Annotated in this window: 27 protein-coding genes; 10 read left to right on the top strand and 17 right to left on the bottom strand. The window is 72.9% G+C overall.

Annotated features, from left to right (window positions below):
- Positions 1-236: 236 nt before the first annotated feature.
- Both ACIBG6_RS33375 and ACIBG6_RS33370 read left to right on the top strand, forming a co-directional pair.
- Positions 237-599: a hypothetical protein gene (locus ACIBG6_RS33375; protein WP_399226462.1), complete on the top strand. Its 363-nt coding sequence runs from the start codon at positions 237-239 to the stop codon at positions 597-599.
- A gap of 2 nt (positions 600-601) precedes the next feature.
- A complete protein-coding gene (locus ACIBG6_RS33370; RefSeq protein ID WP_399226461.1) occupies positions 602-1,036 on the top strand; it encodes a hypothetical protein in 435 nt (144 codons plus the stop codon).
- A gap of 33 nt (positions 1,037-1,069) precedes the next feature.
- Here the strand turns inward: ACIBG6_RS33370 and ACIBG6_RS33365 are convergent, their stop codons facing one another.
- The 3 genes from ACIBG6_RS33365 to ACIBG6_RS33355 form a co-directional block, all read right to left on the bottom strand.
- The gene (locus tag ACIBG6_RS33365; protein WP_399226460.1) at positions 1,070-1,564 is read right to left on the bottom strand and encodes a GNAT family N-acetyltransferase; all 495 of its coding nucleotides are present in this window, start codon (positions 1,562-1,564) and stop codon (positions 1,070-1,072) included.
- 37 nt (positions 1,565-1,601) lie between these two features.
- Entirely contained in the window at positions 1,602-2,234 is a 633-nt protein-coding gene (locus tag ACIBG6_RS33360; protein ID WP_399226459.1) for a sigma-70 family RNA polymerase sigma factor, read from the bottom strand.
- Between the two features lie 113 nt (positions 2,235-2,347).
- On the bottom strand, positions 2,348-3,517 hold the full coding sequence (locus ACIBG6_RS33355; protein WP_399226458.1) for a glycerophosphodiester phosphodiesterase: 1,170 nt from the start codon (positions 3,515-3,517) through the stop codon (positions 2,348-2,350).
- 226 nt (positions 3,518-3,743) lie between these two features.
- On the opposite strand from ACIBG6_RS33355, the gene ACIBG6_RS33350 reads away from it, so the two are divergent.
- Positions 3,744-4,415, top strand: a complete 672-nt coding sequence (locus ACIBG6_RS33350; protein ID WP_317593837.1) for a lysophospholipid acyltransferase family protein — start codon at positions 3,744-3,746, stop codon at positions 4,413-4,415.
- Positions 4,416-4,495: 80 nt separating this feature from the next.
- Here the strand turns inward: ACIBG6_RS33350 and ACIBG6_RS33345 are convergent, their stop codons facing one another.
- The 3 genes from ACIBG6_RS33345 to argH all read right to left on the bottom strand — a co-directional run bounded on the left by ACIBG6_RS33345 (position 4,496) and on the right by argH (position 8,146).
- On the bottom strand, positions 4,496-6,040 hold the full coding sequence (locus ACIBG6_RS33345) for an MFS transporter (protein WP_399226457.1): 1,545 nt from the start codon (positions 6,038-6,040) through the stop codon (positions 4,496-4,498).
- The gene (locus ACIBG6_RS33340; protein WP_399226456.1) at positions 6,037-6,588 is read right to left on the bottom strand and encodes a TetR/AcrR family transcriptional regulator; all 552 of its coding nucleotides are present in this window, start codon (positions 6,586-6,588) and stop codon (positions 6,037-6,039) included. The genes ACIBG6_RS33345 and ACIBG6_RS33340 overlap by 4 nt, the downstream gene beginning before the upstream one ends.
- Positions 6,589-6,718: 130 nt before the next feature.
- Complete coding sequence (gene argH, locus ACIBG6_RS33335; protein ID WP_399226455.1) at positions 6,719-8,146, bottom strand: argininosuccinate lyase; 1,428 nt, start codon at positions 8,144-8,146, stop codon at positions 6,719-6,721.
- 209 nt (positions 8,147-8,355) lie between these two features.
- On the opposite strand from argH, the gene ACIBG6_RS33330 reads away from it, so the two are divergent.
- A complete protein-coding gene (locus ACIBG6_RS33330) occupies positions 8,356-8,826 on the top strand; it encodes a hypothetical protein (RefSeq protein WP_399226454.1) in 471 nt (156 codons plus the stop codon).
- 116 nt (positions 8,827-8,942) lie between these two features.
- A complete protein-coding gene (locus tag ACIBG6_RS33325) occupies positions 8,943-9,641 on the top strand; it encodes a HEAT repeat domain-containing protein (protein WP_399226453.1) in 699 nt (232 codons plus the stop codon).
- 134 nt (positions 9,642-9,775) lie between these two features.
- On the opposite strand, the gene ACIBG6_RS33320 is transcribed toward ACIBG6_RS33325, so the two are convergent.
- Genes ACIBG6_RS33320 through argC form a run of 5 tightly spaced genes read right to left on the bottom strand, consistent with a single transcriptional unit; the run spans position 9,776 to position 14,635 of the window.
- The gene (locus tag ACIBG6_RS33320) at positions 9,776-10,309 is read right to left on the bottom strand and encodes an arginine repressor (protein WP_055644505.1); all 534 of its coding nucleotides are present in this window, start codon (positions 10,307-10,309) and stop codon (positions 9,776-9,778) included.
- A gap of 7 nt (positions 10,310-10,316) precedes the next feature.
- Positions 10,317-11,522: an acetylornithine transaminase gene (locus ACIBG6_RS33315; protein WP_399226452.1), complete on the bottom strand. Its 1,206-nt coding sequence runs from the start codon at positions 11,520-11,522 to the stop codon at positions 10,317-10,319.
- A 4-nt stretch (positions 11,523-11,526) separates the two neighbouring features.
- Positions 11,527-12,447: an acetylglutamate kinase gene (argB, locus tag ACIBG6_RS33310; RefSeq protein WP_399226451.1), complete on the bottom strand. Its 921-nt coding sequence runs from the start codon at positions 12,445-12,447 to the stop codon at positions 11,527-11,529.
- Positions 12,444-13,610: a bifunctional glutamate N-acetyltransferase/amino-acid acetyltransferase ArgJ gene (gene argJ, locus ACIBG6_RS33305; RefSeq protein ID WP_399226450.1), complete on the bottom strand. Its 1,167-nt coding sequence runs from the start codon at positions 13,608-13,610 to the stop codon at positions 12,444-12,446. Before argJ ends, argB begins: the two co-directional genes overlap by 4 nt.
- A complete protein-coding gene (gene argC / locus ACIBG6_RS33300; RefSeq protein ID WP_399226449.1) occupies positions 13,607-14,635 on the bottom strand; it encodes an N-acetyl-gamma-glutamyl-phosphate reductase in 1,029 nt (342 codons plus the stop codon). The genes argJ and argC overlap by 4 nt, the downstream gene beginning before the upstream one ends.
- A gap of 151 nt (positions 14,636-14,786) precedes the next feature.
- On the opposite strand from argC, the gene ACIBG6_RS33295 reads away from it, so the two are divergent.
- The 3 genes from ACIBG6_RS33295 to ACIBG6_RS33285 all read left to right on the top strand — a co-directional run bounded on the left by ACIBG6_RS33295 (position 14,787) and on the right by ACIBG6_RS33285 (position 17,971).
- Entirely contained in the window at positions 14,787-15,677 is an 891-nt protein-coding gene (locus ACIBG6_RS33295) for a DUF4440 domain-containing protein (RefSeq protein ID WP_399226448.1), read from the top strand.
- A gap of 164 nt (positions 15,678-15,841) precedes the next feature.
- The gene (locus ACIBG6_RS33290; protein ID WP_399226447.1) at positions 15,842-17,440 is read left to right on the top strand and encodes an ABC-F family ATP-binding cassette domain-containing protein; all 1,599 of its coding nucleotides are present in this window, start codon (positions 15,842-15,844) and stop codon (positions 17,438-17,440) included.
- Between the two features lie 129 nt (positions 17,441-17,569).
- Positions 17,570-17,971 (top strand): VOC family protein, encoded by a 402-nt coding sequence (locus ACIBG6_RS33285; RefSeq protein WP_399226446.1) that lies wholly within the window; start codon positions 17,570-17,572, stop codon positions 17,969-17,971.
- 19 nt (positions 17,972-17,990) lie between these two features.
- Here ACIBG6_RS33285 and ACIBG6_RS33280 read toward each other — a convergent pair whose 3' ends face one another.
- The 5 genes from ACIBG6_RS33280 to ACIBG6_RS33260 form a co-directional block, all read right to left on the bottom strand.
- Entirely contained in the window at positions 17,991-19,172 is a 1,182-nt protein-coding gene (locus tag ACIBG6_RS33280) for a methyltransferase (RefSeq protein ID WP_399226445.1), read from the bottom strand.
- Positions 19,173-19,184: 12 nt separating this feature from the next.
- A complete protein-coding gene (locus tag ACIBG6_RS33275) occupies positions 19,185-19,358 on the bottom strand; it encodes a hypothetical protein (protein WP_399226444.1) in 174 nt (57 codons plus the stop codon).
- 74 nt (positions 19,359-19,432) lie between these two features.
- Positions 19,433-20,008 carry a histidine phosphatase family protein gene (locus ACIBG6_RS33270; protein WP_399226443.1) on the bottom strand — a complete coding sequence of 192 codons (576 nt, stop codon included), beginning with the start codon at positions 20,006-20,008 and terminating at the stop codon, positions 19,433-19,435.
- Between the two features lie 69 nt (positions 20,009-20,077).
- Positions 20,078-20,539 carry a GNAT family N-acetyltransferase gene (locus tag ACIBG6_RS33265; protein WP_399226442.1) on the bottom strand — a complete coding sequence of 154 codons (462 nt, stop codon included), beginning with the start codon at positions 20,537-20,539 and terminating at the stop codon, positions 20,078-20,080.
- Between the two features lie 104 nt (positions 20,540-20,643).
- A complete protein-coding gene (locus ACIBG6_RS33260) occupies positions 20,644-22,077 on the bottom strand; it encodes a PLP-dependent aminotransferase family protein (RefSeq protein ID WP_399226441.1) in 1,434 nt (477 codons plus the stop codon).
- Here ACIBG6_RS33260 and ACIBG6_RS33255 point away from each other — a divergent pair.
- Both ACIBG6_RS33255 and ACIBG6_RS33250 read left to right on the top strand, forming a co-directional pair.
- Complete coding sequence (locus ACIBG6_RS33255) at positions 22,076-23,065, top strand: DMT family transporter (protein WP_399226440.1); 990 nt, start codon at positions 22,076-22,078, stop codon at positions 23,063-23,065. The two genes, ACIBG6_RS33260 and ACIBG6_RS33255, sit on opposite strands and share 2 nt — an antisense overlap.
- An 82-nt stretch (positions 23,066-23,147) precedes the next feature.
- Positions 23,148-23,351: a DUF1918 domain-containing protein gene (locus ACIBG6_RS33250; RefSeq protein ID WP_399226439.1), complete on the top strand. Its 204-nt coding sequence runs from the start codon at positions 23,148-23,150 to the stop codon at positions 23,349-23,351.
- Here the strand turns inward: ACIBG6_RS33250 and ACIBG6_RS33245 are convergent.
- Positions 23,348-24,598 carry a glycoside hydrolase family 10 protein gene (locus ACIBG6_RS33245; protein ID WP_399226438.1) on the bottom strand — a complete coding sequence of 417 codons (1,251 nt, stop codon included), beginning with the start codon at positions 24,596-24,598 and terminating at the stop codon, positions 23,348-23,350. The two genes, ACIBG6_RS33250 and ACIBG6_RS33245, sit on opposite strands and share 4 nt — an antisense overlap.
- Positions 24,599-24,712: the final 114 nt, after the last annotated feature.

Genomic DNA, 24,712 nt, shown 5'->3' with positions numbered 1-24,712 from the left:
ACGCCGTTGAGATGCCATGCGGACATTCATCGGCGGGGCGTACGCGGGCCGCTGTCCGGTGCTTGGCCTGCGAGGACGTACCCGGCCGTGCCCGACGGTCGACGAGGGTCCGGATCAGGCGCGGGCGGCAGGTGTGGCCAAGACCACGGTCCGTGCGTCCGCCACCGACCTGGTGCGGAAGAGGGAGGCGGGGGGCGAGCGCATCGGGCCTTTCGGACCGTAATACCCTCGGGCGCATGCTCGACGCCCTGACGGTCGCGGTCTCCGTGGCCGCGCTCGCCCTCGCCGCCTGGTGCGGCTTCGCCGCCTTCCGGGACCAGCCGACCAAGGACTGGCACTTCATCGGCATGGCCGTGGTGACCTTCCTGGTCCTGGCCCAGCTGATCGTCGGCATCGTGCAGCTCGTGCGCGGCGACAAGGCCGAGGAGGGCGCGACGGTCTTCGTCGCCTATCTGCTGGGCGCGCTGTGCGCGGTGCCGATCGCCGGGTTCATGTCGCTCGCGGAGCGCAGCCGGTGGGGCTCGGCGACGGTGGCCGCCGGTGCGGTGGTCCTGGCCGTTCTCGAAGTGCGTCTCTACGACATTTGGACGGTGGGCTGACCATGACCGAGACGCAGGAGAAGGCGGCACAGGGCGCGAGGACCCGTCTCGTCTCGGGCCCGGGCATCCTGCTCGTCTGGCTGTACGGCGTGATGTCGGTCGGCGCGGTCTCCCGCTCGATCTACCAGATCGCGACCGAGTTCGACCGGGCGCCGCTCGCGTACGGCCTGTCGGCGGTGGCGGCCGTGGTCTATGCCTTCATCACCTACACGCTGGTACGGGGTGGGGAGACGGCCCGCAGGGCGGCGCTGGTCTGCTGCGCCGCCGAGCTCGCGGGCGTGCTGATCGTGGGGACCTGGACGCTGGTGGAGCCGTCCGCCTTCCCGGACGCGACGGTCTGGTCGGACTACGGCTACGGCTACCTCTTCATCCCGGTGCTGCTGCCGCTGACCGGCATCTGGTGGCTGCGCCGGTCGCGTACCGCCGTCGCAGCCTGAGCCGTCGCAGCCCGAGTCGTCGCCGCCCGAGTTTCAGGCGGCGTCCTTCTCCAGGGTCACGAGGGTGAGCTTGGGGCCGAGCTCGCGGGCCGCCACCTGTGCGTACCCCTTGCTGCGGTAGAGCCGCAGATTTCCCTCGCTGCGGTGGCCGGTGAAGAGCTGGAAGCGCTTGGCGGAGGGCGCGGCCGGTGCGGTCGCGGCGGCGAAGTGGCGCTCGATGCCGTCGAGGAGACGGCCTCCCAGGCCGTGGCGCTGCATGCGCGGATGGACGATCAGCTTGGCGATCCGTACCGTGCCGTCCTCGTCGAGGCGGGCCCGCACCGAGGCGACGACCTCGTCGCCGAGCCGGGCCACCAGGCCGTACCCCTCGTCCAGTTCGCCGCGCAGCGCGTCGAGCGACTGGGTGAGCGGTTCGATGGACCAGTCTCCGTACAGCTCCGCCTCGCTCTGGTAGCAGAGGTACTGCAGCTTCAGGATGTGCTCCGCGTCCTGCGCGTCCGCTGCTGAGATGGTCACACTCAGGCCCATGTGTGCACGCCTCCCGCTCATGTGGTTCGCCGTCGGTTTATCGCACCCTTCCCCGTCGGCCGGGGGCGGGAACCTCTGCAGCCAGCATTCTGCGCAGGCATCCCAGGCAACGGGAACGCATCGGCCCCAAACTGCCTTGTGAGATACCCAACTCTCCTGCGATTTCCCGGTAGGTGGGGTCTTCCGGATCGAGCATCGCGGTGAGCAGGCGCGGGCACCGGCCGGGCGTTCGCGTGACGGCGGCGCGCAGGGTGCGGTGGCGTTCGGCGACGAGGAGCGAGGTCTCCGGGGAGCCTTCCGGTCCCCCTTCGGTGTCCGGCGGCGAGGTCGGCTCGCCCTGGTACGGGCGCTCCCGGTCGGTGGTCCGGCGGGCGCGACGGGCCTCGGCGCGGACGGCGCGGCGCAGCCAGTCGGCGGGCCGCTCGGGGGCGCCCGTCTCCTGGAGTCGCTCCAGGAGGCGGAGCCAGACGGCCTGTTCGAGGTCGCCGGGGTCGACGCCGGCGGCCGGGGCCTCGGCGTCCGACTCTGCGGCGAGCAGCGGGGCGAGGGCGGCGAGGAGGCCGGGGGTCGCGAGGGAGTCGGGAGCGGGGGCGGGGGCGGGGGCCGGGGCTGCGGCGGGTGCCGGGGCTGCGGCCGGGTCCGCGTACGTCGTGGTCTCGGGGGTGGTCATGACCGGCACGATGTCCGGCTGCGCGGATGCGGTTGCGGTGCGGGGCGTAAACCACCCGGGAGGAGGTCGTACCGGCCCGAACGGCCGGGCCGGACGGCCTCCTCCCGCGCCGGTCAGTCGCGGGCGGCCGTGAAGTCCGCGGCGGCGAGCAGCGCGGTGTCGGGGTTGTCGGAGAAGATGCCGTCGATCCCCGTCTCCAGGTACCGCTTCAGCGCCCCGAAGGCGTCGCCGTAGGCCGTCGGGTCCGTGCCCCGGCGGAAGTCGGCGGGGAGGAAGCTGTTCTCGTTGCGGTGCGTGTACGGGTGGAGGAGCAGCCCCTCGGCGTGCGCGTCGCGGACGAGGGTGGTCGGGGTGCCGAGGCGGCCGGTCGCGTCCTTCGGGATCACCAGGTCGAGCGTGGGGCCGATGCCCTGCGCGTACGAGGCGATCCAGCGCAGGCCCTCGGGCGTGACCAGGTCGGCGACGGTGCGCGGGTCACCGGCCTGGACGAAGTCCCAGGGGCGGCTGGCCGCGGCGGAGAGCAGGACCACTCCCGGGGAGTCGACCAGCTTCGCCAGCCGCTGGATGCTGCTGGGCTCGAAGGACTGGAGGAAGACCGGGGAGTTCGCGCGGTGGCGTCCGTAGCGGCGCAGGAGCTTGGCGAGCCGCTCCTCCAGGCCGAGGCCGAGGGAGCGGAAGTAGGTGGGGTGCTTGGTCTCGACGTGCAGCCAGACGTCGCGGCCCCGGCGGCGGCCCTCCTCGTCGGCCCAGCGGAGCACCTCCTCGAAGGTGGGGATCGTCCAGCGGCCGTCGTAGAGGGTGTTCTCCTGGCGGGTGCCGGGGATCCGCTCCTTCGCCCGCAGGGTCTTGAGCTCGGCGAGGGTGAAGTCCTCGGTGAACCAGCCGGTGTACGAGGTGCCGTCGACGCTCTTGGTGGTCTTCCGGGAGGCGAACTCGGGGTGGTCGGCGACGTCGGTGGTGCCGGTGATGTCGTTCTCGTGGCGGCAGACGAGGTGCCCGTCCCGGGTGGGGACGAGGTCCTGCTCGATGACGTGGGCGCCGAGGTCGAGGGCGTGCCGGTAGGAGCCGAGCGTGTGCTCGGGGCGGTAGCCGCTGGCGCCTCGGTGGGCGATGACGGTGGGAACGGGGAGGGAGCGGTGGCCGCGGCCGCGGCTGTCGCCCCGGGCCTCGTCGGCGTGGGCGGTGCCCGTGGGGAGGGCCGTCGAGGCCCCCAGTACCGCCGCCGCTCCGGCCGCTCCGAGAACGGTCCGCCGTGCCGGGGTCCGGCGCTCGCCCTGGGTCATGAAGGCTCCTCTTGTGTGATGTCCCGCACCTGTCAACGGGGAGCTCCGACGCTAGGCAAGGAGGCCCTACGGACGGCAGACCTCTGCCGAACATGGCGGAAACACACGTCAACACTGCGTATCCACTCGGTGAACCCGATGTGCGTACGGCGGTGACCCGCGAGTATCGTCGCCAGCTGCACCGTCGGCTGGCCCGACCCCGCCCGCGCGTCACCCGGAGGAACCGTTGTCCCGTCTCGCGATCATCAAGGCAGTGCTCGGGCCGGTCATGCGCCTGATGTTCCGCCCCCGCGTGGAGGGCGCCGAGAACATCCCGGGGACCGGTCCCGTCATCCTCGCGGGCAACCACCTGACCTTCATCGACTCGATGATCATGCCGATCTGCCTGGACCGTCAGGTCTTCTTCATCGGCAAGGACGAGTACGTGACGGGCAAGGGCATCAAGGGCCGGGCGATGGCCTGGTTCTTCACCAGCGTCGGCATGATCCCGGTGGACCGGGACGGCGGGCGCGGCGGTGTGGCGGCGCTGATGACCGGGCGGCGGGTCCTGGAGGAGGGCAAGATCTTCTCGATCTACCCGGAGGGCACCCGCTCCCCCGACGGCCGGCTGTACCGGGGCCGTACGGGCATCGCGCGCCTCACCCTGATGACCGGTGCGCCGGTGGTGCCGTTCGCGATGATCGGCACCGACAAGATCCAGCCGGGCGGGGCGGGGGTGCCGCGGCCGGGCAAGGTCACGGTCCGCTTCGGCGAGCCGATGGAGTTCTCGCGGTACGACGGGATGGACCGCGACCGCTATGTCCTGCGGGCGGTGACGGACTCGGTGATGGCCGAGGTGATGCGGCTGTCCGGGCAGGAGTACGTGGACATGTACGCCACCAAGGCGAAGGCCGCGTAACGCTCGTATACGCACGTGCCGGTGCCCCCGTACAGCTGGACTGTGCGGGGGCACCGGCGTGTTCCACGGCGTCAGTGCCGTCAGTGCTCGACGCCGTCCTCCAGCTTCTGGCCCCTGAGCAGGAACCAGGCCGCGACCGAGGCCGCGAGGAGGACCGCCGCGCCGACGCCGGCCGCGATCCGCAGACCGTCGACGAAGGCCAGCTGGGCGGCCGACACCAGGGCGGTCGCCGTCTCCGGGGCGAGGGCGCCGGAGGCCTCCACAGCGCCGCCGAGCGACTCGTGGGCGGCCGAGGCGATGTCGGTGGGGACACCGGTCGGGGTGGCGAAGTTCCGGTAGACGCCGGTCACGATCGAACCGAGTACGGCGATGCCGAGCGCGGCGCCGAGCTCGTACGCGGTCTCGGAGACGGCGGAGGCGGAGCCCGCCTGGTCCTTCGGAACGCTGGACAGGATCACGTCGGCGGTGACGGTGAAGGCGAAGCCGGCGCCCACGCCGACGACGAGCAGGCTCGCGCCGAGCAGCGGATAGCCGGTGTTCCCGTCGATCGTCGTCAGGACGGCGAGGGAGAGGCCGACGGCCGCGAGACCGCCCGCCACGACGGACCGCACGGAGAACCGTCGGGCGACGACACCGGCGACGAGACCGGCCGTGACGGCGCCGATCGCGGCGGGGAGCTCGGCGAGACCGGCCTCCAGGGGCTGGCGGCCCTGGACCAGCTGGAAGAACTGGGACAGGAAGAACACCAGGCCGGAGAGGCCCAGGATGGTCAGCAGGTCGGCGAGGACGGCGCCGGAGAATCCGCGGTTGCGGAAGAGGCGCATGTCCAGGAGCGGCGCGGGCAGGGTGAGCTGCCTGCGGACGAACCAGGTCAGGGCGGTGGCACCGGCGAGGGCGGCCAGCCCCGCGTCGAGGGAGAGGCCGTGGGAGGCCAGTTCCTTGATCGCGTACACGACGGCGATCACGCCGACGAGGGAGAGGCCGACGCTGGTGAGGTCCCAGGGGCCCGGGTTCGGGTTCTTCGACTCGGGGATCATCTTGATGCCGACGAGGACGAGGACCGCCATGACGGGCAGGTTGATGAGGAAGACCGAGCCCCACCAGAAGTGCTCCAGGAGGAATCCGCCGACGACCGGTCCGACGGCGGCACCGGCCGAGGCCATGGCGCCCCAGATGCCGATGGCGAGGCTGCGCTCACGCGGGTCGTGGAAGAGGTTCCGGATGAGCGCCAGGGTGGACGGCATCAGGGTGGCGCCGGCGACGCCGAGCAGCGCGCGGGCCACGATCATCATCTCGGGGCTGGTCGCGTAGGCGTTCAGGACGGAGACCGCACCGAAGGCCGTGGCGCCGATGAGCAGCAGCTTCTTACGGCCGATGCGGTCGCCGAGGCTGCCCATGGAGACCAGGAGTCCGGCGATGACGAACGAGTAGACGTCGCCGATCCAGAGCAGCTGGGAGCCGGAGGGCTTGAGGTCCTCGGAGAGGAAGGGGGTGGCGAGGCCGAGGACCGTCGCGTCCACCGCCACGAGCAGGACGGCCAGGACGAGGACGGAAAGGGCGAGCCACCGGCCGGGGCGGCGGACGCCCTCGATATGGTCGGGGTGCTTGAGGGTACTGATGCTCACTTCTCCACGCTCCTGCGCGCTCCGCCGAGCAACAGCTCGACGATCATGTACTGGAAGTCCTTGGCGGCGACCCGGCCGTCCTGCACGGCCCAGGCTGCCGAACCGACGAGCCCGTAGAAGGCCTCGGTGAGCCAGGCGGGGGTCAGGTCGATCCGGAAGGTGCCCTCTTCCTGGCCGCGCTTGAAGAGGTCGGAGACCCGGGCGTCGAGGCGGGCCCAGCCTTCGTTCTGCTGGTCGCCCTCGAAGAGCTGGTTCTCGGTCACGAGGAACGACAGCAGCGGCGCCATCGGCTCCGTCTCGGCGACGAGCCTGCGTACGGCCTCGTCGGCGGGCCCCTCGTCTATGCGGGCCCGGTCGTGCGCCGCCTCCAACTCCTGGATCCCGAGCTCCTCCAGAGCCCTGACCAGGGCGTCGCGCCCGGCGAAGTGCCGGTGCAGCGTGGCCCGACCGATCCCGGCGGCCCGCGCGACCTCGTCCATGGTGGCGGTCGCCTTGCGGGAGAGCAGGGCGGCGGCGCTGTGGAGCACCTGGGTGCGATCGACTGACATGAGACGACCATACACCGAATGAGACATCACTGTCTCATTACCGAGCGAGAGAGCCCGGCGAGTCGGGCAAGCGAAAAGGCGCCGCCGCCCTCCGGTGTGGAGGGCGGCGGCGCCGCGAGCGTCGTGCGGGCTACTTCTTGGCGTCGGCCCAGGCGTGCTGGATCACCAGGTCGGCCTTGACCTCGACGAGCTGGGTGGCGACCGCCGAGGGGGCGGTGCCGCCTCGGCCGTCACGGGAGGCGAGGGCGCCGGGGACGTTGAGGACCGTGCGGACCTCGGGGGTGAGGTGCTCGGAGATCTTGGCGAACTGGTCGTCCGTGAGCTCGTCCAGCTCCTTGCCCTCGGACTCGGCGACCTTGACGCACTCGCCGGCGACCTCGTGCGCCACCCGAAACGGCACGCCCTGCTTGACCAGCCACTCCGCGATGTCCGTCGCGAGCGAGAAGCCCGCCGGGGCCAGCTCCTCCATGCGCTCGCGGTGGACCGTGAGCGTGGCCATCATGCCGGTGAAGGCGGGCAGCAGGACCTCCAACTGGTCGCAGGAGTCGAAGACCGGCTCCTTGTCCTCCTGGAGGTCGCGGTTGTACGCGAGCGGGAGAGCCTTGAGCGTGGCGAGCAGGCCCGTCAGGTTGCCGATGAGACGGCCCGACTTGCCCCGCGCCAGTTCGGCGATGTCCGGGTTCTTCTTCTGCGGCATGATCGACGAGCCCGTGGAGAAGGCGTCGTGGAGGGTCACGAAGGAGAACTCCTTCGTGTTCCAGATGATGATCTCCTCCGCGATCCGGGAGAGGTTCACCCCGATCATCGCCGTGATGAAGGCGAACTCCGCCACGAAGTCACGGGAGGCCGTGCCGTCGATCGAGTTGCCGACGGAGCCGCGCTCGAAGCCGAGGTCCTTGGCGACCGCCTCCGGGTCGAGCCCGAGCGAGGAGCCCGCGAGGGCACCGGAGCCGTACGGGGAGACGGCCGTCCGGGTGTCCCACTGGCGCAGCCGCTCGCCGTCCCGGGACAGGGACTGGGCGTGGGCCAGGACGTGGTGGGCGAAGAGCACCGGCTGGGCGTGCTGGAGGTGCGTACGGCCGGGCATGGCGACGTCCGCGTGCGCCTCGGCGAGGCCGACCAGGGCGTCCTGGAGGTCGGCGATGAGGCCGCCGATGACGCGGGCGTGGTCCCGGAGGTACATCCGGAAGAGGGTGGCGACCTGGTCGTTCCGGGACCGGCCGGCGCGCAGCTTGCCGCCGAGGTCGGGGCCGAGGCGCTCCAGGAGGCCGCGCTCCAGGGCGGTGTGGACGTCCTCGTCGGCGATCGTGCCGACGAAGGAGCCGTCGGCGACGTCCGCCTCCAGCAGGTCGAGGCCCGCGAGCATGCGCGTCAGCTCGTCCTCGGTGAGCAGCCCCGCCTTGTGCAGCACGCGCGCGTGGGCGCGGGAGCCGGCGATGTCGTACGGCGCGAGACGCCAGTCGAAGTGGACCGACGCGGACAGCTTCGCGAGGGCCTCGGCGGGGCCGTCGGCGAACCGGCCGCCCCAGAGCCGGACGTCACCGTTGTTGCTGCTCACAGCTGCTACTCCTCAGGAGGGTGGGTGTACGTGTGCGGGTCACGCCAGGTCATGCCGGGCGGCGATCGCGCACCCTCTACTAGGCATAACTATGCGGTCCACCGTATGTTTTGTCAACGCGATGCCGGGCAGGTCGACACCCGGCCCGGCGATCCCGGTGATCCCGATAATCAGGGGCGTCCTGCCGCCTTGAGTCCTAGGCTCCGGCCATGTCGAGCAACGCGCACGTGGACGTCTCGGACCACCTGGCCCGCGCCCTCGAAGGGGCCGACGCCGGCGCGTGGGCCGAACTGGACGGACACGTCCGTGGCCTGACCCGGTGGGGCGGCCGCGTCCCGCCCCGAGGCACGTGGCTCTCCCCCACGCCGAGCCGCCCTCCCACCACCCTCGAACTGGCACTCGCCGTGTGCGACCCCGACGGCCGGACCAGGGAGGCCGCCCTCCCGTACGTCACCCACGTCCCCACGCTCCTCCCCCTGGCCGTGATCCGCTGCGCCGACTGGGTCGAGCCCGTACGGGAACGGGCCCGGGCCCTGCTGCGCGCGGAGCTGCCGGGGCTCGCGCCCGAGACGCTCACCGCAGTGGCCTCCGTCGCCCTCCGGGAGGGTCGCCGGCTGCGCGGGGACTCCGCACGCGAACTGCTGATCGCACGGCTCCACGAGAGTCCGAGGCGCATCTGACGGCGCTGCTCACCGCCGAGGACCGGGCCGTTCGGCGGCTCGCGCACCGGGTCGCCGTCGAGCGCGGTCTCCTCTCCCCCGCGCGGCTCGCCACGATCGCCGCCGGCGACCCGGACGTGGTCGTCCAGGATCTGTGCGCGAGCGCGGCGATCGCCGCCTCGGGCGACTCGGTCGACGAGACCGTTCTCGCCCCCTTGCTGGCATCCCGGACCGGCCGTGTGCGGGCGGCGGGCGTCACGGCGCTTCGCCGGAGCGGGCGGGCCGCCGACGCCGAGCCGTTCCTGTACGACCGCTCCGTGCTCGTACGGGCGTGCGCCCGCTGGGCCCTGCGGCAGGTGGGTACGGATCCGTCGACGCTCTACCGGGCCGCCTGCGCCGCCGGGGACCGGACGCCCGACTTCGCTCCGGTGGGTCTCGCCGAGTGCGGCGACCGGGCCGCGGACGCGCCGACGCTCTGGTCGCTCATCGCGCACGAGCGGCCCCGGGTGCGGGCCGGCGCCGTGGTGGGGCTGCGGCTGCTCGACGCCGTCCGGCCCCAGCGGCTCGTACCGCTGCTCGACGACAGTTCGCCGCGGGTCGTACGCGAGGCCACGAAGGCGCTGGGCCCCTGGCCCGAGCAGCTTCCGGCCGCTTCCCCGCCCAATCCCCTGGCCGATCCCTCAGCCGAGGTGCCGACCGTGGTGTCCGTCGACGCGACGGCCACCGGCCAGGTCGATGCCCCGGTCCACGCGTCGGCCTCGAAGCCGGGCGCGTGGGTGCTCCGAGTGCTCCGCCTCGCACGCGGGCGCGATCGCACTCGGACACCCGGGACGTGAGACGGCAGCGCCCCGGCGCGTCAACGGCGGCGGGGCGACGGCCGGTTGTGGGTCCGTGCCGGCAGCACATCGCCGTCGGCACGCGGAGCGTTCCGACGGCGATCAACCGGTGCCGACACGGGTACTACGTCAGGTCAGCCCTTCTGCGCCAGGCGCAGCAGGTGGTCGGCGAGTGCTTGACCGCCCGTCGGGTCCCGGCTGATCAGCAGGAGGGTGTCGTCGCCCGCGATCGTGCCGAGGATCGCGTGGAGTTCGGCCTGGTCGATGGCCGACGCGAGGAACTGGGCCGCGCCCGGCGGGGTCCGCAGCACCACCAGGTTGGCGGAGGCCTCGGCGGAGATCAGCAGTTCGCCGGAGAGGCGCCGCATGCGCTCCTCCTTGGCGGACTCGCCGAGCGGGGCCTGCGGGGTGCGGAAGCCGCCCTCGCTGGGCACCGCGTAGATCAGCTCTCCCCCGGTGTTGCGGATCTTCACCGCGCCCAGCTCGTCGAGGTCGCGGGAGAGCGTCGCCTGAGTGACGCTCAGCCCGTCGTCCGCGAGGAGCTTGGCGAGCTGGCTCTGCGAGCGCACCGGCTGACGGTTGAGGATGTCGACGATCCTGCGGTGGCGTGCGGTGCGGGTCTGCGGAACGGACGGCCCGCCGTGCTCGTTCTCCTGCGCGTCGGTCATCGTCGTCTCATTCTCCGGTTCGTCCTTGCCCGTTCGCCACGTCGAGGACTCCGGGGAGGGCCCGGAGGAAGGTGTCCGCCTCGGCGTCGGTGAGGACCAGCGGAGGCATGATCCTGACGACATCGGGGGCGGGCGCGTTCACCAGGAGGCCGGCGTCCTGGGCCGCCTCCTGCACCTGGGGTGCGAGGGGCCCGGTGAGCACGATACCCAGCAGGAGGCCCGCACCACGGACGTGGGAGACCAGCGGGTGGCCCAGACCCTCGATTCCCGAGCGCAGCCGCTCCCCGACCGCCTTGACGTGGTCGAGGGCGGCGTCGGCCCCGAGGGTGTCCAGGACGGCGAGTCCGGCGGCGCAGGCGATCGGGTTGCCGCCGAAGGTGGTGCCGTGGTGGCCGGGGCCGAAGAGGTCCGCGGCCGGGCCGAAGGCGACGGTCGCACCGAGCGGGAGGCCGCCGCCGAGCCCCTTGGCGAGGGTCACGACATCCGGCTCGACGCCGTCGTGGGCCTGGTACTCGAACCAGTGGCCGCAGCGGCCGATGCCGGTCTGGACCTCGTCGAGGACGAGGAGGGTGCCGGTGGCGCGGGTGATCTCCCGGGCGGCCTTGAGGTAGCCGGGGGGCGGGACGACGACGCCGTTCTCGCCCTGGATCGGCTCGATGATCACGAAGGCCGTGTCCTCGGTGACCGCGGCGCGCAGGGCCTCGACGTCGCCGTAAGGGACGTGGGTGACGTCACCGGGCAGCGGCAGGAAGGGGGTCTGCTTGCCGGGCTGGCCGGTGAGCGCGAGGGAGCCCATGGTCCGGCCGTGGAAACCGCCGTCGGTGGCGACCATGTGCGTACGACCGGTGAGCCGGCCGATCTTGAACGCGGCCTCGTTGGCCTCGGCGCCCGAGTTGCAGAAGAAGACCCTGCCGGGCCGGCCGAAGAGGCCGAGCAGCCGCTCGGCGAGGGCGACGGGCGGCTCGGCGACGAAGAGATTGGAGACGTGGCCGAGGCTCTGGACCTGCCGGGTCACGGCCTCGACGATCGCCGGGTGTCCGTGGCCGAGGGCGTTGACGGCGATGCCGCCGACGAAGTCGAGGTACTCGTTGCCGTCGGCGTCCCAGACCTTGGCGCCCTCACCGCGGACGAGGGGCAGCCGGGGGGTGCCGTAGTTGTTCATGAGCGAGCCCTGCCACCGCTGGGTCAGCTGCTCATTGCCGGTGCTGCTCATCGGTTCAGTCCCCCTGTCCGTCGGGCACGACCATCGTCCCGATGCCCTCGTCGGTGAAGATCTCCAGCAGGATCGAGTGCTGGACCCGGCCGTCGATCACGCGGGCCGTGGTGACCCCGTTCCGTACGGCGTGCAGGCAGCCCTCCATCTTGGGGACCATGCCGCTGGAGAGCTCGGGCAGCAGCTTCTCCAGCTGGCTCGCGGTGAGCCTGCTGATGACCTCGTCGCTGTTCGGCCAGTCCTCGTAGAGGCCCTCTACGTCGGTCAGGACCATCAGTGTCTCGGCACCCAGCGCCGCAGCGAGTGCCGCAGCCGCCGTATCAGCATTGACGTTGTAGACATGTCCGTCGTCCTGGGAGCGGGCGATGGAGGAGATGACCGGGATCCGGCCGTCCTCCAGGAGCGCCTCGATGGCGCCGGTGTCGATGGCGGTGATCTCGCCGACCCGGCCGATGTCGACCTGTTCGCCTCCGATGACCGGCTGGTGCTTCGTGGCCGTGATGGTGTGCGCGTCCTCGCCCGTCATGCCGATGGCGAACGGGCCGTGCTGGTTGAGCAGCCCGACGAGCTCGCGCTGGACCTGTCCGGCGAGGACCATCCGTACGACGTCCATGGCGTCCTCGGTGGTGACGCGCAGGCCGGCCTTGAACTCGCTGACGATGCCGTGCTTGTCGAGCGCGGCGCTGATCTGGGGGCCGCCGCCGTGCACGACGACCGGCTTGAGGCCGGCGTGGCGCAGGAAGACGACGTCCTGGGCGAAGGCGGCCTTCAGGTCCTCGTCGATCATGGCGTTTCCGCCGAACTTGATGACGACGGTCTTGCCGTGGTGGCGGGTGAGCCAGGGCAGGGCCTCGATGAGGATCTGGGCCTTCGGGAGGGCGGTGTGCTTCCGCGCGGGCGTGTTGGGGTTGTCGGCCTTGTTCACGACGAGTACGCGCTGTTCTCGTGGACGTAGTCGGCGGTGAGGTCGTTCGCCCAGATGACGGCGGACTCGGAGCCGGCGGCCAGGTCGGCGGTGATGGTGACCTCCCGGTAGCGCATGTCGACGAGCTCGCGGTCCTCGCCGACGGAGCCGTTCTTGCAGACCCACACGCCGTTGATGGCGACGTTGAGCCGGTCCGGGTCGAAGGCCGCCCGCGTGGTGCCGATGGCGGAGAGCACCCGGCCCCAGTTGGGGTCCTCACCGTGGATGGCGCACTTGAGGAGGTTGTTCCGGGCGATGGACCGGCCCACCTCGACGGCGTCGTCCTCGGTCGCGGCGTTGATCACCTCGATGCGGATGTCCTTGCTGGCGCCCTCGGCGTCGCCGATGAGCTGGCGGGCGAGGTCGTCGCAGACGGCCCGTACGGCCTCGGTGAACTCGTCCTGCGCGGGGGTGACGCCGGAGGCGCCGGAGGCGAGGAGGAGCACGGTGTCGTTGGTGGACATGCAGCCGTCGGAGTCGACCCGGTCGAAGGTGACGCGGGTGGCGCCCCGGAGGGCGCTGTCCAGGCCCTTGGCGTCGACGTCGGCATCGGTGGTGAGGACGACGAGCATGGTGGCGAGGCCGGGGGCGAGCATGCCGGCGCCCTTGGCCATGCCGCCGACCGTCCAGCCTTCCTTCGTGACCACGGAGGTCTTGTGGACGGTGTCGGTGGTCTTGATGGCGATGGCGGCCTTCTCGCCGCCGTGCTCGGAGAGTTCGTCCGCGGCCTTCTCGACGCCGGGGAGGAGCTTGTCCATGGGGAGCAGGATGCCGATGAGGCCGGTGGAGGCGACGGCGACGTCGCCGGCGCCGACCTCCGGGCCCTTGGCGCTCAGGACCTCGGCGACCTTCTCGGCGGTGGTGTGGGTGTCCTGGAAGCCCTGGGGACCGGTGCAGGCGTTGGCGCCGCCGGAGTTGAGGACGACGGCGGTCAGTTCGCCGTCGGCGAGGACCTGCTGGGACCAGAGGACCGGCGCGGCCTTGACGCGGTTGGAGGTGAAGACTCCCGCGGCGGCGCGGCGGGGCCCGGTGTTGACCACGAGGGCCAGGTCCGGGTTGCCGTTCTGCTTGATTCCGGCGGCGATGCCCGCTGCCGTGAATCCCTTCGCTGCGGTCACGCTCACGGCGCAACTCCAATCGTGGAAAGTCCGGTGTCCTCGGGGAGGCCCAGGGCGATGTTCATGCTCTGCACCGCACCGCCGGCGGTGCCCTTGGTGAGGTTGTCGATGGCGCTGATGGCGATGATCCGGTTCGCGGCCGCGTCGTACGTGACCTGTACCTGAACGGCGTTGGAACCGTAGACGGACGCCGTCGCCGGCCACTGCCCCTCGGGGAGCAGGTGGACGAAGGGCTCGTCGGCGAAGGCCTTCTCGTACGCGTCCCGTACGGATCCGGCGGTGACGCCCGGCTTCGCGGCGGCCGTGCAGGTGGCGAGGATGCCGCGGGGCATCGGGGCCAGGGTGGGCGTGAAGGAGACGGTGACCCGCTCCCCCGCGGGACCGCTGAGGTTCTGGATCATCTCGGGGGTGTGGCGGTGGCCGCCACCGACGCCGTACGGCGACATGCTGCCCATGACCTCGCTGCCGAGGAGGTGGGGCTTGGCGGCCTTGCCCGCGCCGGAGGTCCCTGAGGCGGCGACGATCACGGCTTCGGGCTCGGCGAGGCCGTTCGCGTACGCCGGGAAGAGGGCGAGCGAGACGGCGGTGGGGTAGCAGCCGGGCACCGCGATGCGCTTGGACCCTTCGAGCGCGGCGCGGGCGCCGGGCAGCTCGGGGAGGCCGTAGGGCCAGGTACCCGCGTGCGGGGAGCCGTAGTACGTCTCCCAGTCGGCGGGGTTCTCCAGCCGGAAGTCGGCGCCCATGTCGACGACGAGGACGTCGGGACCGAGCTGCTCGGCGACGGCGGCCGACTGCCCGTGCGGCAGCGCCAGGAAGACGACGTCGTGCCCGGCGAGCTCCGCGGGCTCGGTCGGCGCGAGGACGCGGTCGGCGAGCGGGAGCAGGTGGGGCTGGAGGGCGCCGAGCTTCTGGCCCGCGTTGGAGTGGCCCGTCAGGGTGCCGATCTCGACGTGGGGGTGGGCGAGAAGGAGGCGCAGGAGCTCTCCGCCCGCGTATCCGCTCGCGCCGGCGACCGCTGCTCGTACCTTCATCGAAACCCTCCTCGTGGATGGCATGACTATACGTGCGTCCGCAGTTTTATGCAACGACCGACCGCCCCGGGGCCGGGGCGGCCACGTCGTGTCACATCGGGGGGTGTCCTCGCGTCAAGGCGGTGACGGAACCGACGAGGAGTGAGGCCCCATGCACGACGACACATTGCTCACCGCTCTGACCAGGCGCTTCGATGCCGATCAGGAGCAGCTGCGGGGCGTGGCCCTGCGCATGACGGGGTCGCGGGCCGAGGCCGAGGACGTGCTCGCGGCGGTACGGGCGGAGCTCGGGCGGGATGGCACGGATGTCGCCGGAGCCTGGCTGGCGGCCCACGTGGGGCAGGCATGCGTACGCGGACTCCAGGAACGGGCGGCCGCCGGGCGGCCGGGGCCTGAGGGCGGAGGGCTGGGCGGGGGCGGGGGTCTGGGCAGGGGCGGAGATCTGGGCGGGGGCGGGGCCATCGGGGCCCCGGCCGGGGCGGACCTCGGGGTGCACTCCGTGTGGCTCGCGCTGCTCGTGATCCTTGAGGCCCTCGGGGCCGAGGAGCGGCTCGCGTACGTCCTGCACGACCTGTTCGGGCTGCCGGCCGACGAGACGGCTCGGGTCACCGGCGGCTCCCCCGAGGACGCGGCGCGGCTCGCCCGGCGCGTCCGGGAGCGGATCCGGGGCGGCGGGGCGGCGCGGACCGACGGCGTTCCGGGCCGGCAGCGCGCGGTGGCGGAGCGGTTTCTCGCGGCCGCACGCGCGCGTGACGCCCGCGCGCTGGCTGCCGTCCTCGCCCCGGACGTCGTGGCGTACTCCGCGCGCGGGCCGGTCCACGGCGCCCCGGCCGTCGCGGAGGCGGCCGCCTCCTTCGCCCGCCTCGCCGACATGGCGAGGCCCGCGCTGGTCGACGGGTCCGTCGGGCTCGTCGCCTTCGTGGCCGGCGTCCCGGTCTCCGCGGTGGCGTTCGCGCTCCGGCACGACCGGATCGTCGCCCTCGACATCGTCGCCGGGGAGGACCGGGTACGCGCCCTGGACCTGGCCTTTCCCGACGGGTGAGCGGGCGGGGCAGGGAGGGGGCGGGCCCTGGGCGGGGCGGAATTCCGGTGCGTCGGGGTGCGCGCTCCGTTAGCCTCGACGTATGTCTACGCCCCGAATCTCCTAGCTGCGGACCCACGCCCACGCCACCCGTGTGTCCTTCAGCTGTTTCGGAGCGTTATCCCATGATCACCGTTCATGGTGCCGACGTGCGCGTCGGCGCCCGGCTCCTGCTGTCCGGCGTCTCCTTCCACATCGCCCCCGGCGACCGGATCGGCCTCGTCGGCCGCAACGGCGCCGGCAAGACCACCCTGCTCGACACCCTGGCCGGGCTGCGCGCCCCGGCCGCCGGCTCCGTCACCCGTACGGGCTCCGTCGGCCATCTCGCGCAGGACTCGCGGGCCGCCGACCCGACCGTGTCCGTCACCGACCGGATCCTCTCCGCGCGCGGTCTCGACCTGGCCGTCCGGCGGCTCGCGGAGGCGGCCCGCCGACTCGGCGAGGCGCCCGACGCGCGGGCGCTCGCCGCGTACGACCGGGCGGAGGCCGCGTTCGAGGCGGGCGGCGGGTACGCGGCCGAGGCGGAGGCGGCCCGGGTCGCCGCCGGGCTCGGCCTGCCCGCCGAGGTGATGGACCGGCCCGTCGGCCGGCTGTCCGGCGGGCAGAAGCGCCGGGTCGAGCTGGCCCGGATCCTCTTCGCCGGTCACGGCCCGGAGGACACCCTGCTCCTCGACGAGCCGACCAACCACCTGGACGCCGACTCGATCGGCTGGCTGCGCGGCTTCCTGACCGCCCACCGGGGCGGCCTCGTGCTGATCAGCCACGACGTCCGGCTCCTCACCGACACCGTCAACCGGGTCTTCCACCTCGACCCGCAGCGCGCCGCGCTCGACGTCCACAACACCGGTTGGCAGGTCTACCTCGCGCAGCGGGACGCCGACGAGCGGCGCCGAGTGCGCGAGCGCGCCAACACGGAGCGGAAGGCGGCCGCGCTGCACGCGCAGGCGGAGCGCATGAAGTCCCGCGTGGCGACGGCGACGACGGCCCGCAGCATGGCGCGCCGGGCCGACCGGATGCTCGCCGGGCTCGACCCCGCGCGCCAGGCCGAGCGGGTCGCCCGCATCCGGCTGCCCGAGCCCGCGCCCTGCGGCCGTACGCCGCTGGGTGCGGTCTCGCTCACCAAGGCGTACGGGGAGCGCCCCGTCCTCGGCGGGGTGGACCTGGCGGTGGACCGGGGCAGCAGGCTGGTCGTCCTCGGGCTCAACGGAGCCGGGAAGACGACGCTGCTGCGGCTTCTCGCCGGGGCGGAGACGCCCGACGCGGGACGGGTCGTACGCGGCCACGGCCTGCGCCTCGGGTACTTCGCCCAGGAACACGACACGCTGGACCGGGGCCGCACGGTCCGGGAGAACCTCGCGGGGGCCGCACCGCACCTGACGGACGGTGAGGTACGGGCGGTGCTGGGCGCCTTCCTGTTCCGGGGCGACGACGCCGACAAGCTGGCCGGGGTGCTCTCCGGCGGCGAGAAGACCCGGCTGGCGCTGGCCGCCCTCGTCCACTCCGGCGCCAACGTCCTGCTCCTCGACGAGCCCACGAACAATCTGGACCCCGCCTCCCGCGACGAGGTCCTGGCGGCCGTGGGCACCTACCCGGGCGCGATCGTGATGGTCACGCACGACGAGGACGCCGTCGACGCGCTGCGCCCGGAGCGGGTCCTGCTGCTCCCGGACGCGGACGAGGACCTGTGGAGCGAGGAGTACCGGGAGTTCGTCACCCTGGCGTGACGGGGAGGGGAGGGCGGGGCGGCGGGGCGCCGGGACCGTGACCCTGACCTACGCGTCAGGGTTCAGTCCGGGGGACGAGGGGGAAAGCCCCGAGGCCCCGGCGCCTCGCGCCCGCCTAGCCTGGAGGGCATGATCATCGATGCGCAGACCCACGTACGGGTCGCCCGCCCCTCGCGGGACCTCGCCGCCGCCGAGCGGTTCTACGTCGACGGGCTCGGCCTCTCCGTGCAGTGGCGGACCACCGTGCGGGTGCCCGGCGAACACGACCTCCTCATGGTCGGCCCGGCCGGCGGGGGCTGGCACTTCGAGCTGACCCGCGACCCCGAGCACCCGGTGGAGCCCACCCCCACCGTGGAGGACCTGTTCGTCGTCTACCTCGGCGCGCCCGTCGAGGAGGAGCAGGTCGAGCGGCTGCTCGCGGCGGGCGGTACGCGGATACCCGCGCACAACCCGTACTGGGACGAGTACGGCGTCACCGTCGCCGACCCCGACGGCTACCAGCTCGTCCTGTGCTCCCGTACGTGGGGCTGAATCCTGGGGCGGTGACGCCTCAGGCGGTGTCCTCGCGATCGGGCTGACGGACCGCCCGGATCACCACGAACTTCGGGTCGCTCGCGACGAGCTCGCTGTTTCCGAAGATGCGGCGGAGGGTGACGTGGTAGCCGAGGTGGCGGTTGCCGACGACCCACAGTTCGCCGCCCGGCCGCAGCGCGCGCCGCGCTTCCGTGAACATGCGGCGGGCCGTGCGGTCGGTGGTGGCCTGGTGACTGTGGAACGGCGGGTTGTTGAGGACGAGGTCGACCGAGCCGGCGGGCAGGTCCGAGAGCCCGTCGCCGACGATGAACTCGGCCTTGCGCCCTTCGCCCACATGGGTGCGGAAGTTCTCCTCGGCGGAGGCGACCGCTGGGTACGACTCGTCGGTGAAGACCAGTTCCGCGTCGGGTTCGTGGAGGGCGATGGCGAGACCCACCACGCCGTTGCCGCAGCCGAGGTCGGCGACCCGGGCGCGGCCGAGGTCACCGGGCAGGTTCGCGAGCAGGAAGCGGGTGCCGATGTCGAGGCGGTCGGCGCAGAAGACCCCGGCGTGGTTGGTGACGGTCAGGCCGGGGAGGCCGGGCGCGGGGGTGTCCGCCGGGAGGGCGTACCGGTGCGGCCAGGGGTTCGGGCGCGGGACGATGCCGGGCTCGGGCGTGGTGTGGATCAGCCGGGCCTTCTTCACCGCGAGCGAGGTGCGGGTGGTCCCCAGGATCCGCTCGAAGAGGCGGAGTGTGGAGGTGTGGATGTCCTTGACCATGCCGGTGCCGACGATCACGGTGCCCTCGTGCACGGCGGGTGCCAGCCGGTGCAGCTGGTCCTCCAGGAGCGCGAGGCTCTTGGGGACGCGGACGAGGAGGACGTCGATCCGCTCGGGCGGCGGGTCCTGCGTGGTCAGCAGCCGGACGGCGTCCGGAGCGGCCCCGGCGCGCGCGAGGTTGGCCCGCGTGGCCTGCCGGCCGAGGTAGGAGTCGGAGATCTGGACGAGCTCGCCGGGCCCGGCAGCCTGGAGTGCGGTGACGAGTGCTCCCCAGCGGTCGCCGAGGACGGCGACGGCGCCGGACAGATCGGTACCGCTCTCGGCCAGGTGGCCCAGGAGGTACTCGTCGGACGCGTCCCAGGCCCGCAGCGGATCGCGCGGGTCCTCGGGGTGGCGGGTCAGCGTGAAGGCGCCCCATGACGTGGTCAAACGGTTCATCGTGCTCTCAGGCTAGCCGGTCGCGGCCTTCCGCTCTCCCTCCGCGTGCTCGCCGGCGGCGGCGAGGAGCCTTTCCCAGAGCGTGGCGAAGAGGCTCCGGGCGTCCGGGGCCCCGGGAAACGCGGGCCCGGTGGCGAGGGCGGCCGTCACCGGGGTGCGCTCGACCGCACTGCGTACCGTCGGCATGTCCGTACCCCCGGCCTCACCCTCGGCCTCACCCCCGGCCTCGACGACGCTCCGCAGGGCGCACGACGCGTCGTTCAGCGCAGGGCGGCGTCGAGGTGGAGGTGCCAGAGGCCGGGGCGGCCGGTGAGCGTGACGGTGGAGAGCGGGCGGACGTCGACGTTCCAGTACGTGGAGGGCGGCGCCTTCAGGGCGTACACGAGGGCCGCCCGGACGACGGAGGGTTCGGCGACGGCGACGATGGAGCAGTCCTCGGCCGGGCGGGTGTCGAGCCAGTTCCCTATCCGGGTGATGAAGGCGAGGAGCGGTTCACCGCCGTGCGGGGCGGTGCGGGCGTCGGTGAGCCAGGCGTCGACGGCGGCCGGTTCGAGGGCGGCGACCTCGGCGAGGGTGAGGCCGCGCCAGCGGCCCATGTCGCACTCGCGCAGCGCGGGCTGGGCGAGGGGCGCGTAGCCGAGGGCGGTGCCGGTGGCGCGGCTGCGCGGGGTCGGGGAGCAGTAGCGCAGCTCGGCCGCGCCGAGCGGGATGAGCGCGGGCGCGGCGACCTGCACCTCGTACCAGCCGGCCTCGTCGAGCGGCCGGTCGTCGTCGAAGCGTTCGGCGAGCAGGGAGGAGCTGCGTGCCGCCGCGACGAGCGTGACCCGAAGACTCATGGCCGCGATCGTGAGGCCGGTGGCCTCCCAGGTCAAGGGGTCATTTCCCGGGACCGGAGGGGCGTCGGGTCACTGCTGCCCGAGAGTCATCCACTTGTCCGGAATTTGCAGTGGCGCGAAACCGACCTTCTCGTACACGCCGTGCGCGTCGGCGGTGGCGAGCAGGATGCGGCGCAGTCCGTACGGTTCGAGGTGGTCGCGGACGGCGGTGACGAGCGCGGTGCCGAGGCCGGTGCCGCGGACCTGCGGGTCGACGTAGACGTCGCAGAGCCAGGCGAAGGTGGCGTAGTCGGTGACGATGCGCGCGTACGCGGCCATCTCGCCGGTCTCGCCGTGGTAGGCGCCGAAGTTGAGCGAGCCCGAGATGGCCGCGTCCTGCTTCTCCCGAGGTCGGCCGAGGGCCCAGTAGGCGTCTGTGGAGAGCCAGTGGTGGACGCGGGCCGCGTCGATCCGTGCGGGATCGGCTGAGATCTCGTACGCCCCGTGCATGACGGCGGTGCCGGAGGGGGCGGCGGTGGTGCTGGAGTCCATGGGCGCAGGGTTCCAGGGGCGCGGGCTCTTGTCAGGTGAATTTGCCACGCCCGGGAACCGCCGTGCGGTCCGGTCCGGGCCCCTCGCCCGGACCGGACCGCCGCTCAGACGGCGATCTCGTCGACCGCCGCCCGCAGGCGGCGCACCCCTTCCGCGATCTCGGTGGGGCCCGCCACACCCGCGAAACTCAGCCGGATGTGCCCGGCAGGGGGTTCGGCGCAGAAGTAGGGGCGGCCCGGAGCGACGGCGACGCCGGTGCGCAGGGCCGTGGCGAGGAGCGAGGCCTCGGGCAGCGAGTCGGGGAGGCGGAGCCAGAGGTGGTAGCCGCCGGAGGGGACGCGCGGCAGGGCGAGCTCGGGGAGGTGGAGGGCGACGGCCGCGGTCATGGCCTGCCGGCGGCTCCTGAGCTCCTGGGAGACGGCCCGGAGGTGTCGGTGCCAGGCCGGGGCGCCGACGAGTTCGAGGGCGGCCTCCTGGAGGGGCCGGGGGACGAAGAAGCTGTCGACGACCTGGATGGCGCGCAGGCGTTCCAGGACGGGGCCGCGGGCGGCGAGGGCGCCGACGCGAAGACTGGGCGAGGTGGGCTTGGTGAGCGAGCAGACGTGGACGACGACGCCGTCGGGGTCGTCGGCGGCGAGCGTCGCGGGGAGCGGCCCCGCGTCCTCGTGGACGAGGCGGCGGGCGAAGTCGTCCTCGACGACGAAGGCGCCGGCGGCGCGGGCGATGCGAACGATCTCCCGGCGCCGTTCCGGGGTGAGTGCGGTGCCTGTGGGGTTCTGGAAGAGCGGCTGGCAGACGAAGACGCGCGCCCCGGTGGCCCGGAAGGCGGCTTCGAGGAGCTCGGGGCGGACCCCGTCGGCGTCGCCCGGTACGGGGACGGGCCGGAGTCCGGCGGCGCGGGCGACGGCGAGCATGCCCGGGTAGGTGGGCGACTCGACGAGCACGGGGGTGCCGGGCGGGGCGAGGGCGCGCAGGGCGGTGGAGATGGCGGACTGGCCGCCCGCGGTGATCAGCACCTCGGCGGCGGTGACGCTGCCGCCGATCTCGCGGGCGAACCACTCGCGCAGTTCGGGCAGGCCGTCCGTGGGCGGTCGTCCCCAGGCGCCGGGGCGGCGTCCGGCGCGGGCCAGGGCGGCGGCGAGGGCCCGCTCGGGCTGGAGGGAGTGGTGGAGGTAGCCGCCGTTGAACTCGATCACTCCCGGCGGCGGCACGGAGAGGGTGACGAGGACACCGGAGGCGTCGACGGCCCGGGGGACGAGCTCGGTGGCGGTGTCCGCGCTGAGCGCGAGTTCCTGCCAGGAGGTGTCCCCGGCGACGGGGGTGGCACGCGGCTCGGCGCGGAAGACGCCGGCGCCGGGACGGGTGACGACGAGGCCTTCGGCGGCGAGCTGGGCGAGGGCTCGGGTCACGGTGACCGGGGAGACGCGGTAGCGCTCGACGAGTGCGCGACTCGACGGCAGTTTTCCACCTGGAGAGTAGCGGTTGAGCTCCGCTCTCAGGGATCCCGCCAGTTCCGCGACACTGCTACGCTCATGCATGAGACCAGAGGATAGCGCTACTGCCACCACGACGATAGCGGTCGCCGCCGCCGAGGGAAGCACTCCGTCCGCCTCCGCGGGGACGGGCTCGCGCCGGGCCGGCAGGCCCTCCGGAGCTGAGGCGCCCGCCCCCCTGACGCGCGGCACCCTGCTCGCCCTCCTCGGCGTGGTCTCCTTCTCGCTGACCTTCCCGTCGACGGTGTGGGGCCTGGAGAGCTTCGGGCCCTGGTCCCTGGTGGCCGTTCGCTCCACGCTCGCCGCGCTCATCGCGGGCGCCTTCCTCCTCGCCGGCCGGGTGCCGCTGCCGGAGCGCCGCCACTGGGCCGGCCTCGCCGTCGTCGCCGGCGGTGTCGTCATCGGCTTCCCGCTCCTGACGACGCTGGCCCTGCAGACCTCCACCACCTCGCACGCCGCCGTCGTCGTGGGCCTGCTGCCGCTCACCACGGCGACGCTCGCCGCGATCCGGACCGGGCGGCGGCCGTCCCGGACCTTCTGGTTCGCCGCCGTCGCCGGAGCCGTCGTGGTGCTCGGCTTCACGGTCCAGCAGAGCGGCGGCGCGGTGTCCACGGGCGACGTGTACCTCTTCGGGGCGCTGCTCGTGTGCGCCGCCGGCTACACGGAGGGCGGCCGGCTCGCGGCGCTCATGCCGGGCTGGCAGGTCATCGGCTGGGCCCTGGTCCTCTGCCTGCCGCTGATGGCGGTCGCCTCGGCGGTCGCGCTGTCGATCGAGCCGGTCCACCTCACCGCCCACGGCGTCATCGGCCTGGCGTGGGTGGCCGCCGGTTCCACCTTCTTCGGCCTGTACGTCTGGTACCGGGGCATGGCCGAGATCGGCATCCCCAAGGCCAGCCAGCTCCAGCTCTCGCAGCCGCTCCTCACCCTGATCTGGTCGGTGTTCCTGCTCGGCGAGTCGCTGCCTCTCGCCGCCCCGCTCGCCGCCGTGGGGGTCCTCGTCTGCATCGCGGTCACCCAGCGGGCGAAGAGCTGACGCGACGAATCGGGGTGGCGCGGGTCACAATGGCAGACAGAGACTCCGAGTAGGACTGGCGCGTCGCGAGGAGGTCACCCCGATGCACGCGAGCGTGGGCGACAAGCTGCTGGTGCACGGCCGAACCGTCGGTCACCACGACCGTACGGCCGAGGTTCTGCAGGTACTGGGGGAGAACGGCACTCCCCCGTACCGCGTGAAATTCGACGACGACGGCCACGAGGCCCTGATGTCACCCGGCCCCGACACCGTCGTACGCCATCGCCCGGAGGCGGAGGCCCGCTAGGGCCTGTCCTTCGGCGGACGGACCCTGGTCGGGTAGTGATCGGCCACCACGGTGGCCATCGCCCCGGCCCGGTCCGCGGCGACCTCTTTCGCCGCGAAGAAGCAGTGCCCGCCGACCGACCGGTACGTGGCGGCGAGCTCCAGATGGCGTGACAGCTCCTTCGGGTCCTGCCAGGCCGCCGGCTGGGCGGGATCGCCCGCCTTGTAGAGGGCCTCGCCGATGTACAGGCCGACGCCGGTCCCCCGGACGACCGCGTCCCACCAGGGCAGCAGCTTCGCGTAGTCCGCGGCGGGCAGGCCGATGTTCCAGTACAGCTGCGGGACGACGTGGTCGATCCAGCCCTCCCGGATCCACTTGCGCGTGTCGGCGTACAGGTCGTCGTACGTCTGGACTCCGGCGCGGGTGTCCGAGCCCTCGGGGTCGGTGGCGATGTTCCGCCACACACCGAAGGGGCTTATCCCGAATGCCACCTGCTTCTTCGTGTCCTTGATGCGGGCGGCCATCTCGGAGACCAGCAGGTCGGTGTTGTTCCGCCGCCAGGACGCCTTGTCGGGGAAGTCCGCCCCGTACCGCGCGTACGCCTCGTCGTCGGCGAAGACCTGCCCGGCCACCGGATACGGATAGAAGTAGTCGTCCCAGTGCACGGCGTCGATGTCGTAGCGGCGCAGCGCGTCCAGCATCGCGTCCTGGACGAAGCCGCGGACCTCGGGCAGGCCGGGGTTGTAGTACAGCTTTCCGCCGTAGGGCAGGACCCACTCGGGATGGAGCCGGGCCGGGTGGTCGGCGACGAGCCGGGTCGGATCCGTGTGATTCGCCACTCGGTACGGGTTGAACCAGGCGTGCAGTTCGAGCCCGCGCGCGTGGGCCTCCTCGACGGCCGTGCCCAGCGGGTCCCAGCCCGGGTCGCGGCCCTGCGTACCGGTCAGGCACTGGGCCCACGGCTCGTACGGCGAGGGCCACAGGGCGTCGGCGGTCGGCCGGACCTGGAGGACCACCGCGTTGAGGTTGCGCTCGACGGCCGTGTCGAGATGCGCGAGGAGTTCGGCGCGCTGCTCCTCGGCGGTCAGGCCGGACCGGGAGGGCCAGTCGCGGTTGGCGACCGTGGCCACCCACATGCCCCGGAACTCGCGCTTGCGGTGTGGCCCTTTCCCCCGGTCCGGGGACGCGGTGACGGCGGCCGGCGTCCCCCCTGCCGGTCCCGTTGTCGCTCCCGTCACCATGAGCGCCGCCCCGGTGGCGCCGGCCACGAACCCTCTTCTGCCGATAGGCCGCACTTGTACCCCTCTTCTGTCGGATACGTCACACCCACCCGGACAGCATGCCCGCCCCGGACGATCGATCATCGGTTAATGAGCGGTAAC

This window comes from Streptomyces sp. NPDC050842, from assembly GCF_044456565.1.
Taxonomy (GTDB): Bacteria; Actinomycetota; Actinomycetes; order Streptomycetales; family Streptomycetaceae; genus Streptomyces.
This window is presented reverse-complemented; position numbering and strand designations above follow the sequence as displayed.

What these genes read in the sequence shown, in the direction of transcription:
- ACIBG6_RS33375 (WP_399226462.1), top strand. Translation starts at nt 237, where the DNA reads ATGCTCGACGCCCTGACGGTCGCGGTCTCCGTGGCCGCGCTCGCCCTC.
- ACIBG6_RS33370 (WP_399226461.1), top strand. Translation starts at nt 602, where the DNA reads ATGACCGAGACGCAGGAGAAGGCGGCACAGGGCGCGAGGACCCGTCTC.
- ACIBG6_RS33365 (WP_399226460.1), bottom strand. Translation starts at nt 1,564, where the DNA reads ATGGGCCTGAGTGTGACCATCTCAGCAGCGGACGCGCAGGACGCGGAG.
- ACIBG6_RS33360 (WP_399226459.1), bottom strand. Translation starts at nt 2,234, where the DNA reads ATGACCACCCCCGAGACCACGACGTACGCGGACCCGGCCGCAGCCCCG.
- ACIBG6_RS33355 (WP_399226458.1), bottom strand. Translation starts at nt 3,517, where the DNA reads ATGACCCAGGGCGAGCGCCGGACCCCGGCACGGCGGACCGTTCTCGGA.
- ACIBG6_RS33340 (WP_399226456.1), bottom strand. Translation starts at nt 6,588, where the DNA reads ATGTCAGTCGATCGCACCCAGGTGCTCCACAGCGCCGCCGCCCTGCTC.
- ACIBG6_RS33330 (WP_399226454.1), top strand. Translation starts at nt 8,356, where the DNA reads ATGTCGAGCAACGCGCACGTGGACGTCTCGGACCACCTGGCCCGCGCC.
- ACIBG6_RS33320 (WP_055644505.1), bottom strand. Translation starts at nt 10,309, where the DNA reads ATGACCGACGCGCAGGAGAACGAGCACGGCGGGCCGTCCGTTCCGCAG.
- ACIBG6_RS33315 (WP_399226452.1), bottom strand. Translation starts at nt 11,522, where the DNA reads ATGAGCAGCACCGGCAATGAGCAGCTGACCCAGCGGTGGCAGGGCTCG.
- argC (WP_399226449.1), bottom strand. Translation starts at nt 14,635, where the DNA reads ATGAAGGTACGAGCAGCGGTCGCCGGCGCGAGCGGATACGCGGGCGGA.
- ACIBG6_RS33295 (WP_399226448.1), top strand. Translation starts at nt 14,787, where the DNA reads ATGCACGACGACACATTGCTCACCGCTCTGACCAGGCGCTTCGATGCC.
- ACIBG6_RS33290 (WP_399226447.1), top strand. Translation starts at nt 15,842, where the DNA reads ATGATCACCGTTCATGGTGCCGACGTGCGCGTCGGCGCCCGGCTCCTG.
- ACIBG6_RS33285 (WP_399226446.1), top strand. Translation starts at nt 17,570, where the DNA reads ATGATCATCGATGCGCAGACCCACGTACGGGTCGCCCGCCCCTCGCGG.
- ACIBG6_RS33280 (WP_399226445.1), bottom strand. Translation starts at nt 19,172, where the DNA reads ATGAACCGTTTGACCACGTCATGGGGCGCCTTCACGCTGACCCGCCAC.
- ACIBG6_RS33275 (WP_399226444.1), bottom strand. Translation starts at nt 19,358, where the DNA reads ATGCCGACGGTACGCAGTGCGGTCGAGCGCACCCCGGTGACGGCCGCC.
- ACIBG6_RS33270 (WP_399226443.1), bottom strand. Translation starts at nt 20,008, where the DNA reads ATGAGTCTTCGGGTCACGCTCGTCGCGGCGGCACGCAGCTCCTCCCTG.
- ACIBG6_RS33265 (WP_399226442.1), bottom strand. Translation starts at nt 20,539, where the DNA reads ATGGACTCCAGCACCACCGCCGCCCCCTCCGGCACCGCCGTCATGCAC.
- ACIBG6_RS33255 (WP_399226440.1), top strand. Translation starts at nt 22,076, where the DNA reads ATGAGACCAGAGGATAGCGCTACTGCCACCACGACGATAGCGGTCGCC.
- ACIBG6_RS33260 (WP_399226441.1), bottom strand. Translation starts at nt 22,077, where the DNA reads ATGCATGAGCGTAGCAGTGTCGCGGAACTGGCGGGATCCCTGAGAGCG.
- ACIBG6_RS33250 (WP_399226439.1), top strand. Translation starts at nt 23,148, where the DNA reads ATGCACGCGAGCGTGGGCGACAAGCTGCTGGTGCACGGCCGAACCGTC.